This is a genomic window from Pseudomonas sp. SDO5532_S415 (assembly GCF_054071155.1).
The window spans coordinates 68,636-87,855 of sequence record NZ_JBSVWS010000001.1 but is presented as its reverse complement, the minus strand read 5'-3'; the positions used below and the strand labels follow the sequence as shown (position 1 = coordinate 87,855).

Annotated in this window: 20 protein-coding genes; 12 read left to right on the top strand and 8 right to left on the bottom strand. The window is 50.1% G+C overall.

What is annotated here, in order from left to right; genetic code table 11:
• Window positions 1–238: 238 nt before the first annotated feature.
• Together ACW9HW_RS00410 and ACW9HW_RS00405 are read right to left on the bottom strand one after the other, a co-directional pair.
• Entirely contained in the window at window positions 239–991 is a 753-nt protein-coding gene (locus ACW9HW_RS00410; protein WP_457397360.1) for a sulfite exporter TauE/SafE family protein, read from the bottom strand.
• Entirely contained in the window at window positions 988–1,131 is a 144-nt protein-coding gene (locus ACW9HW_RS00405) for a hypothetical protein (protein WP_457397359.1), read from the bottom strand. Before ACW9HW_RS00405 ends, ACW9HW_RS00410 begins: the two co-directional genes overlap by 4 nt.
• A 226-nt stretch (window positions 1,132–1,357) precedes the next feature.
• Here ACW9HW_RS00405 and ACW9HW_RS00400 point away from each other — a divergent pair, with 226 nt between their 5' ends.
• Together ACW9HW_RS00400 and ACW9HW_RS00395 are read left to right on the top strand one after the other, a co-directional pair.
• Window positions 1,358–2,287, top strand: a complete 930-nt coding sequence (locus ACW9HW_RS00400) for a LysR substrate-binding domain-containing protein (protein WP_457397357.1) — start codon at window positions 1,358–1,360, stop codon at window positions 2,285–2,287.
• A gap of 164 nt (window positions 2,288–2,451) precedes the next feature.
• The gene (locus ACW9HW_RS00395) at window positions 2,452–3,321 is read left to right on the top strand and encodes an isocitrate lyase/PEP mutase family protein (protein WP_457397355.1); all 870 of its coding nucleotides are present in this window, start codon (window positions 2,452–2,454) and stop codon (window positions 3,319–3,321) included.
• Here ACW9HW_RS00395 and ACW9HW_RS00390 read toward each other — a convergent pair.
• Entirely contained in the window at window positions 3,277–3,813 is a 537-nt protein-coding gene (locus tag ACW9HW_RS00390) for a hypothetical protein (RefSeq protein ID WP_457397354.1), read from the bottom strand. The two genes, ACW9HW_RS00395 and ACW9HW_RS00390, sit on opposite strands and share 45 nt — an antisense overlap.
• Window positions 3,814–4,223: 410 nt before the next feature.
• Here ACW9HW_RS00390 and ACW9HW_RS00385 point away from each other — a divergent pair, with 410 nt between their 5' ends.
• Complete coding sequence (locus ACW9HW_RS00385; protein ID WP_457397353.1) at window positions 4,224–5,114, top strand: LysR family transcriptional regulator; 891 nt, start codon at window positions 4,224–4,226, stop codon at window positions 5,112–5,114.
• Window positions 5,115–5,250: 136 nt separating this feature from the next.
• On the opposite strand, the gene ACW9HW_RS00380 is transcribed toward ACW9HW_RS00385, so the two are convergent.
• Entirely contained in the window at window positions 5,251–5,712 is a 462-nt protein-coding gene (locus tag ACW9HW_RS00380; RefSeq protein WP_457397352.1) for a hypothetical protein, read from the bottom strand.
• A gap of 896 nt (window positions 5,713–6,608) precedes the next feature.
• Here ACW9HW_RS00380 and ACW9HW_RS00375 point away from each other — a divergent pair.
• From ACW9HW_RS00375 to ACW9HW_RS00360, 4 genes are all read left to right on the top strand, one after another.
• Window positions 6,609–7,475 (top strand): patatin-like phospholipase family protein, encoded by an 867-nt coding sequence (locus ACW9HW_RS00375; protein ID WP_457397350.1) that lies wholly within the window; start codon window positions 6,609–6,611, stop codon window positions 7,473–7,475.
• A gap of 84 nt (window positions 7,476–7,559) precedes the next feature.
• The gene (gene sdhC, locus ACW9HW_RS00370; RefSeq protein ID WP_457397349.1) at window positions 7,560–7,934 is read left to right on the top strand and encodes a succinate dehydrogenase, cytochrome b556 subunit; all 375 of its coding nucleotides are present in this window, start codon (window positions 7,560–7,562) and stop codon (window positions 7,932–7,934) included.
• Between the two features lie 340 nt (window positions 7,935–8,274).
• Window positions 8,275–9,495 carry a hypothetical protein gene (locus ACW9HW_RS00365; protein ID WP_457397347.1) on the top strand — a complete coding sequence of 407 codons (1,221 nt, stop codon included), beginning with the start codon at window positions 8,275–8,277 and terminating at the stop codon, window positions 9,493–9,495.
• A 685-nt stretch (window positions 9,496–10,180) separates the two neighbouring features.
• Window positions 10,181–11,539 carry a DUF4041 domain-containing protein gene (locus ACW9HW_RS00360; RefSeq protein ID WP_457397345.1) on the top strand — a complete coding sequence of 453 codons (1,359 nt, stop codon included), beginning with the start codon at window positions 10,181–10,183 and terminating at the stop codon, window positions 11,537–11,539.
• Window positions 11,540–11,734: 195 nt separating this feature from the next.
• On the opposite strand, the gene ACW9HW_RS00355 is transcribed toward ACW9HW_RS00360, so the two are convergent.
• Window positions 11,735–12,304 carry an SHOCT domain-containing protein gene (locus ACW9HW_RS00355; protein ID WP_457397343.1) on the bottom strand — a complete coding sequence of 190 codons (570 nt, stop codon included), beginning with the start codon at window positions 12,302–12,304 and terminating at the stop codon, window positions 11,735–11,737.
• A gap of 42 nt (window positions 12,305–12,346) precedes the next feature.
• Window positions 12,347–12,712, bottom strand: a complete 366-nt coding sequence (locus ACW9HW_RS00350; protein WP_457397341.1) for a hypothetical protein — start codon at window positions 12,710–12,712, stop codon at window positions 12,347–12,349.
• 392 nt (window positions 12,713–13,104) lie between these two features.
• Between ACW9HW_RS00350 and ACW9HW_RS00345 the strand changes: the two genes are divergently transcribed.
• On the top strand, window positions 13,105–13,734 hold the full coding sequence (locus ACW9HW_RS00345; protein WP_457397340.1) for a DUF3885 domain-containing protein: 630 nt from the start codon (window positions 13,105–13,107) through the stop codon (window positions 13,732–13,734).
• 514 nt (window positions 13,735–14,248) lie between these two features.
• A complete protein-coding gene (locus ACW9HW_RS00340) occupies window positions 14,249–15,478 on the top strand; it encodes a hypothetical protein (RefSeq protein ID WP_457397338.1) in 1,230 nt (409 codons plus the stop codon).
• A 107-nt stretch (window positions 15,479–15,585) separates the two neighbouring features.
• Here ACW9HW_RS00340 and ACW9HW_RS00335 read toward each other — a convergent pair whose 3' ends face one another.
• Together ACW9HW_RS00335 and ACW9HW_RS00330 are read right to left on the bottom strand one after the other, a co-directional pair.
• Window positions 15,586–16,122 (bottom strand): hypothetical protein, encoded by a 537-nt coding sequence (locus ACW9HW_RS00335; RefSeq protein ID WP_457397336.1) that lies wholly within the window; start codon window positions 16,120–16,122, stop codon window positions 15,586–15,588.
• A 270-nt stretch (window positions 16,123–16,392) separates the two neighbouring features.
• Window positions 16,393–16,962, bottom strand: a complete 570-nt coding sequence (locus tag ACW9HW_RS00330; RefSeq protein WP_457397334.1) for a hypothetical protein — start codon at window positions 16,960–16,962, stop codon at window positions 16,393–16,395.
• Window positions 16,963–17,476: 514 nt separating this feature from the next.
• Between ACW9HW_RS00330 and ACW9HW_RS00325 the strand changes: the two genes are divergently transcribed.
• The 3 genes from ACW9HW_RS00325 (at window position 17,477) to ACW9HW_RS00315 (ending at window position 19,176) form a co-directional block, all read left to right on the top strand.
• Window positions 17,477–17,881 carry a helix-turn-helix domain-containing protein gene (locus tag ACW9HW_RS00325; protein WP_457397333.1) on the top strand — a complete coding sequence of 135 codons (405 nt, stop codon included), beginning with the start codon at window positions 17,477–17,479 and terminating at the stop codon, window positions 17,879–17,881.
• Between the two features lie 236 nt (window positions 17,882–18,117).
• Window positions 18,118–18,552, top strand: coding sequence for a hypothetical protein (locus ACW9HW_RS00320; protein ID WP_457397331.1), 435 nt, complete (start codon window positions 18,118–18,120; stop codon window positions 18,550–18,552).
• Window positions 18,553–18,690: 138 nt separating this feature from the next.
• A complete protein-coding gene (locus ACW9HW_RS00315) occupies window positions 18,691–19,176 on the top strand; it encodes a hypothetical protein (protein WP_457397329.1) in 486 nt (161 codons plus the stop codon).
• The last annotated feature ends 44 nt before the right edge of the window (window positions 19,177–19,220 follow it).

Below are 19,220 nucleotides of genomic sequence, written 5' to 3'. Positions count from 1 at the left end.
CTCAAATTAAAGGGTTGGATAGCCTTATCTTCTAGACAGGCCACCTCGATGGTGTGAAGCAGGACTTAATCAGTTGGGACGGTACCTGTCTTGTGCCTAAACTACGATCCAAGACAGGGATATTGAGTATCGCCAATGCGTCCGCGAGATCAAGCCTGCTATGTCGCTCTTTTAGGCCGGGCGGTTTGTTAAAGGCCGGTGCCAGCGATTGTTATTGTTATCCTGATTGTCATCTGCCTCAGAAGAAAAATTGATGACCTGCGAGTTCAAGTCCAAGAATTGCGAGGAAGATAAGAAACCAGCGCCGGAAGGTTGCGGCGCTTATACGCTCGCGGACCGTTGTTCCGAGCCACATGCCCAACAATGAGGGAATGATCGCGAGCACGGACAAAGTAATATTTTCAAGATGGAAGGCTCCGCCGCGAGCCAAGCCTGCTGCAAGCGCAATTGTTGAGACCGTGAATGACAGTCCCAATGCCTGAATAAGATCATCTTTGGAAAGGCCAAGGGCTTGAAGATAGGGGACAGCGGGTAGCGTGAAAACACCCGTCACCCCGGTGATTGCCCCGGTTACCAGTCCAATTACGGGCGACAGTACACGCTCAAAACGCGCGGAGACTGACAGTGGCTTCGCCCACAAACCGTGAATCGCATAGAGAACTAATGCCGAGCCCAATCCAACACTCGCGTATTTCGTATTAGCGCTTGTCAGGAACCATGCCCCGGCGAGTGTGCCAACCACGATGCAGAGCATCATCATCCAAAGCCTTTTTATTAGTAAAAGGAAATTAGAGCCCGTGAAAAGCTGCCAAAAATTGGTGACAAAAGATGGAATAATGAGTAGCGAGGCTGCGCTGACCGGTGAGGTGATTGCTCCGAGGATGCCCATTGCGACAGTGGGCAAGCCCATCCCTGTTACGCCCTTCACGATACCAGCAATAAAGAATGTCGATACAACAATCAGAACATGCAGCGAAACGTAATCGTTCATTTGATTTGCTCGGATTGGTCGGGATTGCACTCAATAGCGTGATGATTGGGAGCATCTTTTGTAAGCAAGCCCATTCGACTGGCGAGCATTTCTATGGTGGAGCCGGTTAGGGAACCGCGCCCATGTATATGTTTATTCATGAAGCTTTCCTCAATTCATTGTTCTGTCTTTTACCTGGTCGGAGGGTAATGCCATTGCTTGAAGATTTTTGGCGATGCTCTAAGCGTTTTTGATTTTAAAACCAGGTTTGATAGAACGTGATGAGTAATTTTGATAGCACTATGCTGTTTTGGAATAGTCCTCGAAATTGCTGCATCTCCCGACTAGAGCGCAGTAAACTGAAGATTCATAAAGCGGGATACCGTCATGCAAATCAAATGGTTAGAAGACCTTCTGGCATTATCAGAGTGGAAGACCTTTTCTCGAGCTGCGGAAGTTCGTTGCATCACGCAGTCGGCACTCTCGCGTCGTATACGTTCACTTGAAGATTGGGTGGGTGTTGAATTGGTGGACCGTGGAACCTTCCCTGTCCAGCTCACCGCAGCAGGGCGGAGTTTTTGTGAGGAAGGCCGCGAGACATTAACTGGCTTATTGAAACTGCGATCAGCCTTGCGCGAAGTCGAGCGAATGCCCGGTCGATCTTTGCAGATCGCTGCTGGCCATAGCCTGTCAATGACGTTTCTACCGAAGTGGTTAACCCAGTTTCATCAGAACAACGAGCAATTCAGTGCGCGGGTTGTTGCTGCAAATATTCCAGATGCCATCATCGCTCTAGAGGAGGGGAGTTGCGATCTGATGATTGTCTACCACCACCCACTAGCCCCCATTCTTCTAGATCCTGAAAAATTTCGCAGCCTAACATTGGGAAGTGATGCTTTTTTTCCTTTATGTGCGCCTGACAAGAAAGGGCAGCCGTTGTATCGCTTGCCAGGTACCTCAGCCCAACCTGTTCCCTTTCTCGCGTATACGGCCACGACTTTTTTAGGTCGAGTTGCCGAAATCATGATCAAGAATGGAGCAAAAGTGAACGTGCTCGAACGCTGCTACGAGGCAGACATGGCAATGCTTTTGGTACGTATGGCGATCGAAGGGTATGGCGTGGCTTGGTTGCCACAAAGTGCTGTCATTGACGAGCTTCAGCGAGGGCAGTTAGTGAAGGCGGGTGGAGATGAATGGAGCACGCGACTGGAGATACGCTCATATTGCTCCGTCACGAATAAGAACCCTACGATGCACAGCTTGTGGAAGTCACTCGAAGAAGCTTCCCTCGATCTTCACGGAAAATCTGCCGATTGATTTCAGTCCCCAAGTCGAAAAACATCTTTCAAGTATGGGTAATGAGCTTTGCGCATTGGGTCATTCTGAAACGTCATAACCAGAATTTTTGCGTGTGATAGCTTCGTCGCACTTTGAATTGGCACTGTTCATCTCCGCGATGACAGCCATAGTGAGGAGCGATGATGCCTAGAGTTTCACACCAAACATTACGTCGCTCGTTTCGTGAGCTGCTGACATCCAGTGGTTGTTTCCAAACCGCTTCAGTTTTTGATCCGATGTCAGCGCGCATGGCCGCCGACCTCGGATTTGAAGTAGGTTTCCTGAGTGGGTCAGTTGTTGCCCTGCAGGTTTTGGCTGCACCTGACTTCGCGCTCATTACCCTTCCTGAGTTTGTTGAGCAAGCGACCAGGATAGGCCGGGTAGCGCAATTACCAGTCATTGCTGACGCCGACCATGGTTATGGAAACGCACTCAACGTCATGCGAACTGTCCAGGAATTGGAGCGTGCAGGAGTAGCGGCACTCACGATCGAAGATACCCTTGTTCCAGCTCAATTCGGGAATAAATCAACAGGTCTCATCAGCACCGAAGAAGGTGTAGGCAAAGTACGGGCTGCATTAGAAGCACGCCGTGATCCCGAGCTCTCAATTATTGCGCGAACCAACGCGTCAGATTTACCGATGCACGAGGTCATTTATCGAGCAACTGCTTATCAACGGGCTGGGGCGGATGGCATTTGTATTGTTGGCATACAAGATTTTTCACACCTCGAACAGATCGCGGAACACATCAGGATTCCGCTGATATTGGTCTCGTACTCAAACCCAAGACTGAATGATAGCGAGCGGCTAGCCAAGCTAGGAGTACGAGTTATTGTTGCAGGTCATGGTGCTTACTTCGCGTCCATTAAAGCGACCTATGACAGCCTTCGTAAACAACGCCCGCTCACTCGAGACACATCAAACATTTGCGCGACCGATCTGGCTTACCGTTACACGATGCCGGAATCATATTTGACTTGGATCCGGGATTTTATGGGGGCGCAGGAGTGATGAAAATTTCTTGATCAGCTTTCGCCCGCTGCTCTGCGTATAGATTTCTACAGAACGAGGAAGTCTTAAGTGCTTCTGACCAAGCCCAGATGCGTAACGGGGCATATGGCCTGGCGTATTCATATTGTCGGACACAATGTTCTTGGCATCGCCAACAGTCATGGCCGATTGATGTAGGTCGGTCCTGATGGTTATGTAGTTGAATCGAAGGAAAGCGACGCATTTGCTTCTACTGGACGGCACAGGATTATTCGACGCATTAGGATGCTTCCGCAAAGACACCTCGCGACGCGGGCCCGCTGTTTTCGAGCGATGTTGTGTTGGCAGCATGCGTTTGGGTGGTCTGCGGTAGGCCAAGCATTTTTCAAGCTCGACAATGCGAAGCTGGAAATACAAATCGACACTCAAACGATCATCGAGAGCGTATTGGCGAACGCCTACAGCCTTTAAAAAAGGCTCGTCAAAAGCAGCCTCATAGGGAAATGGCTCCATGCCTCGTCTCTAGACTTCAGAAGCCGACGTTGAGCGCTTTGGTTCGTGAGTGTTTCGGCTGCAGTTTTCCTGTTATTTTTTCCAAGCCCCATGTCACCTACGTTTTCAACTGGTGTTTGGGCTTCGATCTGAGAGAGTCTCGGTTCAACCATGATTCGTGCCTCAATAAAATGACCCTTTATGGAGTTGCTCCAGTGGAGCCTACGACCATGGTGATGAGCGCTATGATCACGAGGAAAACGTACCATGCGGTCAACAGTGTGCCTGGCTCGATGTCTTCAATTTTCATGACGTGCTCCGGGAAACGGCTGTGGTTGTCAGGCATTGATTTCAAGTGAATTTGCCTCAGCGGACAATCAGGTTTATTTGCTATAGCCTTCGGAATAGTCGAAGGGTAACGGAAGGGAAAGATGCGATTTGATCTGGTAGATCTTCGTCTGTTTCTTTGCGTGGTGGATGCCGGGAGTATTACCAAAGGATCAGAGCGCGCGAACCTCGCGTTGGCATCCGCAAGTGAACGGTTGCGCAGCATGGAGAACGATGCGGGAGTAAGCCTTTTAGTAAGGCGCTCGCGAGGAGTTGTAGCGACTCCAGCCGGGGAAGCTGTTGCTCACCACGCGCGGGTGATCTTGCAACAGCAAGCGTTGTTGAAGGGAGAATTAAAAGGCTTTGCGTCAGGAGCTGCAGGTACGCTTACGCTGTACGCCAACACAGCTGCCTTGACTCACTTTCTCCCTCATAGGCTTGCCGTCTGGCTTTCAGAGCGGCCACAAATCTTTGTAGAACTACGTGAGCGGACAAGTGCAGAGATCATCCAGGGTGTCACCGCTGGGCTGATCGACGCGGGAATTGTTTCCGACTCAGTCGACGCGCCGGGGCTTCAGTTGCGCGCGGTTGCTAAAGATCATTTGGTGCTTATTGTTCCCAAAACTCACCGCTTGGCGTTGCACAAGACAGTGCATTTCGCTGACGTTCTCAATGAGATCTTTGTGGGGCTCGCACCGGGTAATGCATTGCAGGATTACCTTCAGGATCGAGCGCGCACCTTTGGTCGTGATTTAACGGTTCGCATCCAGATGAAGACTTTCGATGGGATGTGTACGATGGTCAATCAGGGCGTAGGTTTAGGTATATTGCCTCAAAGCATTGCGGCTCGATACAAACGCCGATACTCCTATCACACGTTGGTGATTGAAGATGAATGGGCCCGCCGCCGCTTGTGTGTGGCCTATCGAAACTGGTTTGAGCTCACGCCCGCAATGCAGAGCTTATTGACGCAGTTAGGAGCAACAGCCTGCTAGAAAGCCTTTCATATGGATTAAAGAGCGTTTCAAAATTGGCAGCGATTTGTGATGTATTAGAAATGCCGCCGACCATCTGCTTCAGTAACACTGGTACATCGCATCCGACTGTTGACTGAGCTAGGTGTTCGAATTTTTAAACGGTAAATTGGCTAGATGGAGTTTCCTGCAAAGGAAGTTCTTGGTCAGGGTACGGGAAGGGGTTAGGGTTCCAGATGAGGCTGTAGGCATCGAAGCCAGGCCAGAAATTGTCGTAGTGACTAAAGTCCATGATTCTCGCCACTTCGCGCTCGCGTTCTCCGATGATTTCCCAGACGTATTCAAAACGATCATTGAGAGTTGTCAGTTCGAGCAGGCGGGCGGCCTCATCAGGCGATAACCCGGCCACCCGCTCCAGCGCTTCTTGTTCATACTCTGGATTCATAAGCCCATCGGACCTGGCAGCCAGACGCTGAGCATGGTCGAATATACTCAAAAGCCAGCCGATACGTTGAAATTGGGAGATTCTGACGGACCGGAATTCCTCGCTCGGACCTGTAATTTTGACGGAGACTAGGGTTTCTCTTTCAAGATGACTTACATTGATGCAGTACGACATGTCCTGTTCCCTTTGTTTTTATATATTTTTATCTGTTTTTATACTGTCTCATGAGTAAAGTTTTCTATGCAAGTGAAAAATAGTTGCCAATTTGGCAACTAAGAACAAAGCGTGTCAGTGCAGGTGTCGTGGGTGCGGTGAAAAAAAACCATTTCCAAGGAAGTTGTCCGACGCTGGCCGGGATATTGATATGGTTCTCATGAAGGGTTGTTTTTTTTGAAGCGGCAAAACGGCAAGTGCCAAAGTTCCTGTAAGTGAGGGCTAAAACAAGTTTGTCCCGGCTACCGCAGACATCTTAAGGGGCGTAACCTCGGGATCCCGTGCGTATATAGGTATATCTGATCGAGAGCATGAGTCATGCAGATAGATGATAACGCTACTAGCAGCATATGAGTGTGGATCGATGGGGTTGGTCCAGGGGCAGCATCATCCTTCTACGTATTTCTGAGTTAGCCTAAAAGCCTCGACAGATCAATCGCATGATCTATCAACATTGTTATGTACTCAGCGGTTACAGATACTGTCTGTGTGCATATAGAAAATTCGGTACTGCATCGCACAAGACGCCTGAATACGTGAGTTTAGATTGGTAGCTTGCGAGGGTATTAGACACAAGCAGGCTTGATGCGGGTCGTTCGTTAGTACAGCCAATGAGTTTTTTATCACCTCGAAAGAGAAATTTTCAAATAATAAATATTGCTAAAAAGTTCGAGGATGTGCGGCGACGATTTTGTCTTTCAGTTTCTTGCTCACTTGTTGTTGTGGGCTAAAATAATTTCTAAAAGTTGTCTGGTCATAGCTTTGAGTGAGATTTTATAATCCGAAAAATAACCTAAAATCCACAGGTAGGTTGTGTTGCAGTTTCGTCTCGCATTAAGTCTCGTAGGAGGTCTGCCATGCCTACTGAAAAAACTGCGCTCGTTCTTGCGGGTGGCGGAAGCCTCGGCGCAGTCCAAGTTGGAATGCTGCAAGCACTGGTCGAGGGAGGAGTGACATTCGATTTGGTGGTTGGTGCTTCTGTCGGCGCTATCAATGGCGCGTATTTTGCTGCAAGACCTAATGCGCAGGGTATATCAGAGCTAGCTGACTTCTGGCGTAATTTACGCAAGACGGATGTATTTCCGTTTTCGCTGGTAGACACCGTAATGGGAATACTGCGTGGGCGAGGTCACCTGCTTCGCACGTCTGCTTTACAGCACTTGGTGCGTCGATCTCTACCCGTCGAATTGATCGAAGAAACGGAATTGCCCCTCTATATCGTCACAACAAATCTACTCAGTGGCGTCGAAGAGTTATTGTCCAGTGGCAATGCAGAGCAAGCTTTGCTCGCCAGCGCGGCGATTCCCCTGGTTTTTCCCGCCGTGCAGATCGGTGGGAAATTTTTAGTCGACGGTGGTGTCGCTAGTAATACACCGATCGCCAGTGCGGTGGTATTGGGAGCCACACGAGTGATCGTAGTGCCAACAGGATTCGGTTGCGCGAGCGCCAGTCCCCCCAAAGGGTTGGTGGCTCTAGCTCTGCACACATTGAATCTCATGAGCATGCGCCAATTAGTGCGAGATATTGAGTTATATAGCCCTCGGGCGGCCATACACGTAGTGCCGCCATTGTGTCCTCTGGACACGTCCGTCATCGACTTCAACCAGACAGGTCAGCTGGTGCAAAGGGCTTATGAATCTACTGAATTGTGGATCAAAGAGGATGGGTTGTTCAGCGTTGGAGTGCCGCATACGTTGCAAGAACACACACATCATTTTGGTTAAGCGAAGGACTCGTAGCATCTCGGGTATACCTGTGACTATCTGCAGGTGATTTAAAGAAACTAGTATCGTTAATTGGAGTGAGACATGAACAAGAAACGGCCGGTTAATCTTGACCTCCGAACCATTAAACTCCCGCTGCCTGCGCTTACATCTTTTTTGCATAGAGTTTCAGGAGTTGTGCTTTTTCTTTTTTTGATTCTAATGCTGTACACATTTGGAAAGTCGCTTGACTCCGAGGAAGGATTTAATGAAATCAAAGGTATATTGTTTTCACCGTTCGGCAAAATCATCACTTGGATAGTCTATTCCACGTTTATCTACCATCTGGTCGCCGGGATTCGGCACATTATTATGGACTTCGGCGTAGGCCATACGTTAGAAGGCGGCAAACGCGGATCTATCGCTGTCATAGTTGTGTCTGGGTTGTTAATAGCCATTGGCGCCCTATGGATTTGGTAGTGTGCAATGCGAGTGATATTGATATGCAAACTAAGCGTCAAGAGGCGTCATCAATGGCCTTGGGCGAGAAAAACGTCTCGCAATTCGCTACTTCACGGGCCGCGGTCCTGCGCCTGAAGCGCTCACTAATATGGCGAAGGGATTTGGTTGCCACTGCCACGCGAAAAGCGCACTAAATGATGGGAGGTTACTGCCGGGTCACCGGGGTCAATATGTCAGCCTCCCATTGGAGATGTTGGAACGGATCTCGTGATCAGATTGGTGCTATGAGGAAGAACCAACCGGCCACCGCAACTATCAGCCTATGGCCGTATTTGTTACCAGATAGGAAGAACTAGACTTGATTGAACTACTGAAATCAAAGATCGGGCTGTTGCACGGCGCAGAGCTCGAAAAGTTTGTACGTAGACTGCTGCCAACCGTGTCCAACGATTACGAACATTTGACCGATACGCTTAATTACTTGGGCCGGGTGACCCAAGGCTCGGCTGATCTGCTGGCTTACAAGAAAGCTAACGATCGCTACATCGCAGTTATTTGCTCCGGCCAAATGTCCGGGCTCCAAGCGAAAATTCTAGCTGACATTGAGAAACTCAGACGTGAAGACTGTGCAGTTCGCGATAAGATTGATCAGGTTGTCATCTGCCTATCCGTACCAGGTAGTACGGATGAGGAGATCTACCGTGCGGCGTGTGCGGGACACGGCTGGTCATCAACCATATACGCCCTGGATCTATTGGCTCATCTTGCCAACGAAAGCCCTGAAATCTCAGACGCCCTCTGTGCTGTGGAAATCTCTGAATTGAGGAAAAAGCTGGCGTTAGAGGAGAAGCCTTCGCCCATTACCAATAGCAATCCGATAAAGAAACGCTTCTACGATTGCGGGAAGCGGGTCTGCGCCGTGAGAGCCAGCCTCTCAATGTCTCCGAGCCGATTCATTGACCTGATCGATTACGACAGTGAGAAGCGACTGGCGCACTTGGAGTCTGAGACGATCGATATGAGCCAGACAGAGATCGCCAGTGTCTGCTACGCAACGGGTGTCTGCGTGGAATGGCTGAGCCACGGGGAGAGGGATATGTACCCGGTAGAATCAATCTCTACCTACCACTGGGAAAAAATGAAGTGGCTGAAGGACGCAAACCCAACTTCCGTGCACATGCTGATCAACGACGTGACCCAGCAGTTGGTCGTGCTTGCTCATTTGCACTCAAAGCACTGGAAGATCTACAGCATAGCGTTCGACCTCGACTTTGCTGCTTGGTGGGGAGACCAGCACCAAATCCCGGAGGTGTACGACATGCTCAAGCAACTGGCCGATGATTATAGGGGGCGGATTTTTGGCAGGGTGATTGGCCCCATTGAGCATGCTGACATCCTATCAGGACAAACACATCCAGCACTTTTCATGAAGAAAACCCATGCGGCTGGTGCTCATTGGTTTGACGATATTTTCGATTATGACCACGGGTATCCGATAGCGGAGAACTATGAAGGCTGGTACGGAAAGTGGTTCACAACGGCACAGGATTATTTCAGTCGATTGGTACCTAAGACGTAGACCCTGAGCCTGGCCGACTCTCAATGCAGCAACTGAGTATGGCCAGGCCGTGACACAGGATGCTTCGGGGGGGGCTTGAAACTCGCCTATTGCTATCAAGTCAGCTTGGCCGGTAAGACTTTCCTGCGGAGCGACCGGTTCGATCAGCGGAGCGCCTTTACTCCTTGATTTGACGGCATGGAGAGAATCTAAACCCATAAGCGCTTAGGAGCTCAAGCTTTACTCTAGATGCAAAATTGCACTCTACTTGACCACCTGATTGCATTTGAATTGATCAGCTATTTGCATTCGTTCTGATTAACGATTGCATCGGTTTTGAGCAGCACGCCCCATAGTGACGAACAGCAGAGAACGGCCAGGAACAGCCGGTCGCGACAGCGAAAAACGACCAGACAGGGTTATTGCTCTTCACCATAAGACAAGGGAATCAAGAGCCGGCGAAAGTAGTTTTCACGGAAAACTCTCAATACTCTGCACCGAACTCAAATAATGTGACGCAAGGAAGCCAAGCTCACAGGCGATTCCGGCGTCTTATTGCGCTCATCGCCACGGGGAAGAGTTTTGTCATAACGAAAAACGGGCACACCTTATGCGTGCTCGTGAGTACAGAGTCAAAAAACGTACGCGTAGGACGGTGTGCAACCGCTCTGCCACCATGCATTCATCAGAAACGAGGAAGGAACCTATGTCCCTTAGCGACTATTGGAAAGGCCCGGCCCACCGGCAACGTGCGGATGATTTAGAAGTCCAGCTTACGGATCTCCAAACGCAGTATGCGCAGCTAAACGCGCTCACTATGAAGATCGGTGCCATGGAAGTCTTGGAGGTTCAGAGGCTGATTGAGCAAGAGAAAGAGAAACTTGCTGCCGTGCGCCAAGAAAATCAGCGCGCTGAGCACGAAGTGGCAGCGCTAGCGCAACGCTCCTCTGATTTGCAAGGGCAGATACTCGTGTGGGAGGAGACGCTTCTGCTAGAAAGCTTTGCGCTCTATGAACCCAAGTTCAAGTTAACTACCAGCCAAGAATACAAGGTCCGACTGGACAGTGTCCGCGAGCGTCAGAAAGCGATGATTAAAGGCGGGGAAGCAGCGACCGGAAACATGGACTGGACGGTCAACGACAGCAAGGCCCAAGGCCGCAAGCTCGTAAACGACATGATCAAGCTGGTGATTCGCTCGTTCAACAACGAAGCCGATTTCTGTGTGGACAACGTGAAATTCGACAACGTCGAGCTGGGTGAAAAACGAATTCTCAAATCGTTCGAAACCTGCAATCGCCTTGGCAAGATTATGAGCGTAGAGATATCCGGCACTTACCTGAGCCTCAAGCTCGATGAACTACACCTTGCCCAGGAGTTCCAGATCAAGAAGCAGGAGGAAAAGGAAGAAGCTAAGCGCGCCCGTGAAGAGCTACGGGAACAACAGAAGCTTGAGCAGGAAATTCGCGCGGCCCGGGAGAAAATCGCCAAGGAACGCAAACACTTTACGACCGCCATGCGTGACCTCCAGGCTCGCCTCGACAAAGTAGAATCTGAAGAGGAGCGTGCCGCCCTGCTGGCGAAGTTAGCCGAAGTCGAAGCGGGTCGAGCCGAACTGGAGAGCGAAGAAAAGCTCATTGACTATCGTGAACAGAATGCCAAAGCTGGCTATGTGTATGTGATTTCCAACCTAGGGGCATTCGGGGAAGGGATTTACAAGATCGGTATGACCCGCCGCCTGGAGCCTATGGATCGGGTTGATGAGCTGGGTGATGCGTCGGTGCCGTTTTGGTTTGATGTACATGCAATGGTCTTTTCGAATAATGCGCCCGCATTGGAAGCAAAACTGCACGAGCGCTTTGCCGTAGGTCGTCTCAACAAGGTCAACGGACGCAAGGAGTTCTTCCGTGCGGACATTGCAGAGATCGAGGCTGTCATTCGAGAAAATTACGATGCTGTCGTCGAGGTCACCCACGAGGCGCCTGCAGAACAGTATCGCGAAAGTCTCCGCATGGCATTGCCCAAACCGGCTATCCAGCAATCGGAACGAATGGCGGCGCAAAGCTAAACTTGCCGTTTGATGCATATGCTTGTTGAATGGGCTGGTTTTGTAGAGGCTAATGCAACAAGCATAGAGATGGAGAAGTCCGCTTTCGGCCAGGAGCGGACGCTCAGGGGGGGGCGATGGAGCTAGACTTCTCGAATCCGAATCACGGGCAACAAAAAAGCCCCGAAGGGCTTCTCTAGGTTTCCATACACCTCATCACTGAAGAAGCTTCTTTCTCGCATCGTTAAATTCTTGCTCAGTGATGTGACCGTCCTCTTTCAGCTTCGCCCATTTAATCAGTTCGTCAGCGACGGAGAACGTGCGAAGCCTTTCGCCTTTGATAATCTCAACGTCATTGGTATCAGGAACGGTTTTCGCTTTGCCAGAAAAAATACCGTTCGCTTCAACCCATTGTGCGTGGGAACGCAGAGGGCTTAGAAAAAGGACGTGCAGAAGGATGATGTACAACAAGGCGATACCTGACAAGGCAGCCGAAAGAATAAATTCCTCGGTTTGACGATCCCATCTGTCAGATGCGCCAAGCGTTGTCGCGAAATACAAGGCGAATAGCCCGCTGCCTATTAATGCGATGTATACGTAACTTTTGTAAATCCGCGCTGCGGTTTCGATGTGACTGAAGTCGCTGTTTTTCTTCATCATCACCAAGCCAAAAATCAAAAATATGGCCGGGATGATTCCGACGATGAAAAATAACGAAGGGAGCAATAGGAGTACAAAAATCAGGAGCTTACTTTGTTCAGTGCTAGACAACGGTTTGTTGGTCATTGTTACGTCCGTGTTTATTAGGTTAGATTTCAGAGACGATGATTAGTATTTTGTGAAAAATTTCAATGCTTCCACGGCAATAATAAAAATTGCCCAGCCTATGAAAATCCGGCGGCGCGTAGAGCTATTGCGTTTAGACTTGTAGAAAGAAGCAATGCCAATGTGGATTATAGGTATAAATATGCTTCCGCCAATGGCTCTAGAAATGTAGCTTTGGAACAGCACTGGTTCTCTGACAATGTCCATGACCGGGGATGCGCTAAAGTCATGTTTGACATTAGCTAGAAAAACGACGGAGAAACTAATCAGCGATAGGAGAATTGCAAGTGCTAAGGAGGTCGTTTTTTTAACCGAAGCGTCATCCTGATTCTGAACGTTCACATCTTTATCTGGCGCTGATACTTCCATGTCCCTTCCTTGTTCAATCATTGTGAGTTTCGTAGCTATGGGGAATCTATCGTGCATGGCATAGTAGCATCACCACCGTCTCGGCCAAAAGGAAGGTAGGCATGGATGATTTTCTGAATAGGTCAGATGAACTGCACGACGAATCTTGAGGCTGCTTGACGGTGTACTGAATCGTCCTAGGTCTTGTCGACACTTCCGAATCACATTCCTTTGGCCGAAATCAGCCTTTCGCGACAGTCCACTATAGGTCGTTTTCCGCCTCTCGCGACGGACAGAAATCGGCCATAAGCGGCCTCTCGCTGACTAGCTTGGCCCAACCCCTTACGTATACAGTAATGTCCCGTAGCACCGCCCAAGCCATGGAGCCGAGCTGATAGCCACGAAGGGACTAAATGAATTTAGAGCTTGAAATTGGGAGCGTTTTTGGGGGCAAAGCTTTTGTTAGGCCTCTTTTCTATTCGTATCCAGGAGGGCTGCGCTTTGAACTTTCCGAAATCGGCGGGGCAATAGAGCAGTTCCTTTCAGCACTGCGAAAATCAACGAAGATCTGCAGCGATATCTTTGCTGGTGAAACGACACTTGTTGCTTGCTTACGCATTCACTCTGGAAGCAATCCATTTGCTCATCGTGCCGTGATTCACGATCTTCGATCTGCCGGCATTGAGATACCCACAAAACGGTCAGTCTGGAGAGACGAAATAGATCCAAGTGAGTGGTACTGCGAAAATGAACCGGAGTATTGGATCAACGCAGCATTTGAAGCGCCTGTGACCCTGCTTCAAGCAATTCTTTGGTGTGCATTGGCTAAAGACTTCGCCGTGATACAGCCTAAGCCCAGATGTGATTTCTATCTGTTCAATTTGAAACAGCGCATCGTGGCTTTCCCATATGACGATAGGGGCATGGATGTGATCGGCCCCAATACAAGCCTGCTCTTACAGTTGTACCGCCGTCATCATGCAGACCTGCTGGACCACGACCGCCCGCTGATGGATATCACATTCGCAAAGCATGCGATCTAGCTTCTATTTTGGATTGATCCTGGCGCAAAGATCGACCGTCGCCTTTGGGTTGATAGCTATCCCCAAGGCAGGCAGCGAGCGGCCAAGACGGAACGTATCGGAAGCGTATTATGACAAGCAGCAAAAAGCCGCAATACTGCACGATCTGCGGACGCCTACTCGACAATCCGGAAGATCCGCTATCAGGCAATACCGGTGGAGATTGCTGGGGATGCATAGGCGCTATAGAGGCGGAAATGGGATGCTCAGAGTCGCTCGCCTACGTACGCAAAGAATACGAGGCAGGACTTCGGCCTGGCTGGATCGATCCATTCAAGCCCTGATTCGGAAGCTGCATTACGACCGCTTTGGGTCGCTTTCTGCCTCTCACCACTGGCGGCAATCGGCCAAAAGTAGTCATTCGGGAGTATCTAGGAAAGCCGGATCAACTCACCTCAAGCTTGGATTCGAGAACTGAATCGCAAAAAATCTTATTTCCTTGCATCATCTCCAATTTGACAGGCATTTGCGGCAGATGAGTAATGAGGATCTGAACGTCAAAGCGACGACAAACAAAAGTCCCAAAGCTAGGACCGATAAAAAAACTATGCGCTCAAGTCGCGATGATTTTTCGCCTAAGACAGTTCGCCTGCTGCGTGATATGGCAGGGAACGTTTGCTCAAAACCTGACTGTCATGTGCACACTCATGGCTCGAAATCCAAGCGAGATGGAGCGTTCAGCGTCGGTGTCGCTTGCCACATCAAAGCGGCTGCTCCTGGGGGGCCTCGTTACGATCCCGACCAATCTCCGGAGCAGCGCAGGCATCCTGATAATGGCATCTGGATGTGCCAGACGCATTCTAGGCTCGTTGATGCAGACGACTCACCGTATCCAGTGGAGATTCTAGAGGCGTGGAAACGCCTTGCCGAACTTCGTGCGAACGACATGGTGAACAAGCGGGCGTTCACCGAAACGGAATTAAGCAATGCAGCGCGTACAGAATCAGTTGCGCTCCTGGAACAACTCGTAAACCGGATAGGTACACTTACCTCACCGACAGCTAAAGCTGACATTGAGGGCAGGTGGAATCTCTCGGCAGCACAACAACTGGCAGAAAGAGCCCTTGAAAATGCTGATTGGTCAGTGCTGATTCCTGAGCCTCAACAGCCTGTCGCCCACTACTTTGAAAATGAGTACTACCTCCACCTTCGAGATCGAGAGCGCATTGTTTTGGCCTACAGTTCAAAGGAGCTCGATGCCGAATACCACGCCTGCTCCCCACATATGAGTTTTTTCGAATTCGAAAAGTCTGATGAGGGCTGGAATTTAATCGCCGAGGGAATTGGGGTCTTCTGGGGTGGGAGCTGGGGCAATCCCCCGGAGATACAGATACTGCCAATCTCCTATGAGACCTTCGGCGTATTTATGAAAGACGGCGGTGGAAATCAAGGGTGGTTCAATATGCGCCAATCCTTGCACATTAAAATGGGCGATACCTTCAAGTTAGTACTCGAGTTGATCGTCGGGCAATGTGCACCTGATGACCGTGGATGGAGCAGCGAGCTGCGAGTTGTTGAGCGGCCCAACGGCTATTATGACATTGAGGTGACACGCGCGGGGGATAACGGCCCCAAAGACCTACAGATGTTGGACACAGTCGAAAACGGCTATTCAACGATTTGCGATTTGAACGGTAAGATTAGTTCGCATGACGTCTTCAAATTCGACGGGCGTCAGTACCGGAGAGATATTGCGATTCGATAAGTTCAATTTTATTTATTGGGTCTAAAAAAGAAGGGCGGATCTATTTTCAGGCAATAAATCCGCCAACTCTTATATCGTGTATTAATTCTGAAAAAGTACGGGAGATCTCACCTGACTACCATTGTCTCTGTGCCCGTACTTGGATCGCGAGAAAGTTCAATGTGGCAAGGATCATCACTGCCAACTTGGGTAAATAATGAAATCACTTGATCAATATTGATGAAGTACAGGTGGCTGTCCTTATCCCGATCAGAACTAAAGAACGCCCCGTAAAGGCCGCCGGTTTCTGACTCGCAGGGCGCAAAAACGAAGCTGTGGATAATTCGCCCACAAACGAACAGCACATCCCGAGTCTCCTTACAACTCCTGGATAGGTCATAAAGCTCGTCGAGTTTGTGGTTATTTCGCCACGTTACGGGTTTTAGGTTTGAATGTTTTTTAAGGAAGAGAGAAAGACCGCGTGTCCTATCTGTAATTTTGGCGGAGGCCTCGAAAAGCTTCCTTACTGAATAGAATCCAATGAAGATGTCTCGCTCCACTTGAGCAATTTGGTCTTCGGATAGATCATTGGACGCCTTGAAACTCTCAAGACGCTCCGCCACCTCCAGCAGCGGTTGCTTCCAGTACCAACTCTCCCAGATCATCTTGTAGTCCTAACAATTAAGCTAACGGGCAGGAAAACACTACACGGTCACACTGAAGTTACGAAATTGTTAGCGGCGCGTCCATGGCTGCTTCTGGCCGTGGGCTGCTCTAGGTGAAGGGCAGTTCAGGGTCGATTACTGTCCTTCGTGAAATGCAGTAAACGACAAGTAGTTGATCTAGCGTTTCACAGGATGCGCGTCCCCGAGTTGCTACCGTGCTGTGCCACAGACCAATATCCCAGGATGAGCCAACACGTTGTAGGGAGGCGTTCAGCCTGCAAGCCAATAACCGACGTGCTGCCAGCCCGTAAAGAGCAGTGCATTGATGGCTTTCGCTAGCATGTAGGCGCAATCGGGGAACGCACACAACGCGGTGCCGACGAGCGTCAGCATTGTCGCAACGATCATTGTGCCGACCTGACCTGCCAGCGCATAGGGAAGTGTGATTTCCTCATGGTAGCGAATGTTATCGAAGCATAGGCGCATATGCGTTTTCAGCGCCATAAGCTCAAATACGGCACTATCATGCTTATCCTGGAGCGCTCTTAGGTCCTGGCGCAGCGAAGCCAATTCACGGTGCTCCTCGCTACGGTAATTCTGTATTGCCGTGGTGTTGTTGAAGGAGAACGACTTATTCTCAACGACCGCGGGCGTGGGCACAAAGATCGCGCGCAATGCTTGGATCTTCGCGGTGGCGGCCAAGGCGATGGTAACCAAGCCTGATAGCACGGCTAGAAACAGGCCAAAGCCCAGCATGTAGTTTTTTTCGGCGAGACCGAGCGCCGTAAAGATCGCCGCGACCAGCACTACTATCAGTGCCATCCCTAGAACTGTTTTCATTGATCGCGCCCACGCATTTTTTGGGACGGCAGTATGAGCGGTGCGAAGTGAGGAATCCAGACACCTGGCGCAGAGGCGGAGCAGTTCACGCCTCAGCTTACTCGGCCGCTGCAGGTTGTTGCCCAGTCGAGTCCAGACCGTCCTTATAAGGTTCGTACTCAGTGTACAAAATTGCACTCCACTTGCGCACTCGTTTGAATTTGACTTGTCGAGTCATTTGCGTTCGATCTGACCACCGATTGCCGCGTCTTAAATATGACCGGCAAAGAACGACCCGAAGCGGGCGCATTCGAATGGTTCCTAAGGGTCGGGTGCCACCCTTCACGGCAGGCAAATACCCGCGAACAGGAACCGGTCGTGTTAAACAAGTCTTGGCGAGTACTTGGATTACCAACCACTAGGACGGGCACTCATATCCGCACCTACCGTGTGATAGCCTTTTTGGCCTGAACGCTTATGGTCATCCTCATCCTTGAGGATGATCATGTCAGACATCGGGATTTAGGAAGCCTTTATGTCAGTCAAAAATGCAGTAGCAGTCGTACTCAAGGCGATGCGAAAGACTCGAGGACTGTCCCAGAAGAACTTGGCAGAGGTCAGCAGTCGAACTTACGTTTCAAAACTGGAACGGGGTCAAAGCAGCCCTACTTTGGAGATGATGTCGACTTTGAGCTCTCCGCTTGGCTTGAGCCCACTTGGATTGGTCGCCCTCACCTTGGCGACAGAGACAGGACAATCAATCAGGTCATTGATTAACCTTGTTGAGAGTGAGGTCGAGGAGTTGGCGCAAGCTGGTGTACTCAAAGAGCTTCAGATTCCAACCGATGAGCCATCGCATCAGGGGCGGATCAGAAACGCACCGAAGAGCCGCCATCCGGAGAAACAGTTTGGGCAAACTGAATTTTGCTTCTTCGATTGAAACTTTCAACTTGCCCAGTTCCAGCCAAGCTAGGCCCTTCGGTGGCCGATAGAGCTTCGTGCCGGTTTGTAACTATCAGCCGTTTTTTGCCTTTCGCCAAGGACACCAACCGGCCAAAAGAAGCCGGTGGACGGAGCGATGGCAAGTGAGTAGCTAGGCTTTCTTCTATTGCCGGACCTGATTACGCTATGCGTCACAAATGGTAAAGTTCGCGCTCTATCTGGGGAGGGATCCACTTGAAAATCTTCAGCGCTCTCGTGCTGCTCGCTTTGTCTGCTCCGGCCTACGCTTCAGATACGACGACGTTTGTATCGTCACTAAAAAACTGGGCATATGAATGCGAAATCGTAGGGGCCACAGCGCTAGCAAATGCTGATACTGCATTGCAGAAGCACGGAGCAAACAGTTACGAAGTCGCGCGTTCCCAATCCAAAATCATTGCAGCTCCCAAATTTTGCATTGAGGACAAAATGGAGTCAGGAAACGCTAGCGTGGATCAGGAGATCCGCAGGCACCCCCAGTTGCGCGCAGCAATTAGGGAAACCTACGGGAAGTGGATCACCTATCTATTTTGGCTTGTGCCGCCACACCCTCTGGGAACAATCAGCTTAGAAAAGACAGCGTTTGAAATGTCGGCTATCCGACTTCAAGCGCAGATCGACTCGCTGTAGAAGCGCAAGTTACTTTGAGGATGGCTAGCTTGAATGTGAGTTGAGTTATGTAGGCCTGTTACACACCCTGCAACCGGCAGCTTTGGGTCGAAAGCTCCCCTCAGAGCCATCCCTTCGCGCAAACGGTAGGCACTCCACGTGGATTTTTCCGAATACTTTACAACTAACGATGGATCGCTCCCTGAGGTCGAGGTGACGTATTCAGACTCGTCGCTTGTACCGCAGGCATTTCAATATCTGTTCGATCATGGCGCGAAAAATGTCACTGTTGACGGCGGCTATCTTTGGATCAAAGCATCCCAAAGTGGAAAGCCATTCTCCGGCCCCCAGGATGCTTTGCTTGTAAGCTCAGGAGCAGCAGAGGCATTCCACATCATTCTCGGTGGGCTGTACATCACCCGGGTTCAAATACCTGATCTTGGTATTTACGTAACCACTAATAGCCTCACATTGGACTATCGGATGGGGGCTCAGTGGGGACAAGATCAGATCTACTCATTGTTAGAGCTACTGCGGCAGCTAAGAAACATAGGCGGCGTTGTATCTATCCCATGGTGGGGAGCTGAGGGTGAACACGACTTCCTTGCGGCCCTAGAGTGCCCCAATCAAATTTTTCATACCTAAATTTGCCGCGGGTCGTGACAGGCAGAAATCGGCCAATAGCGGAC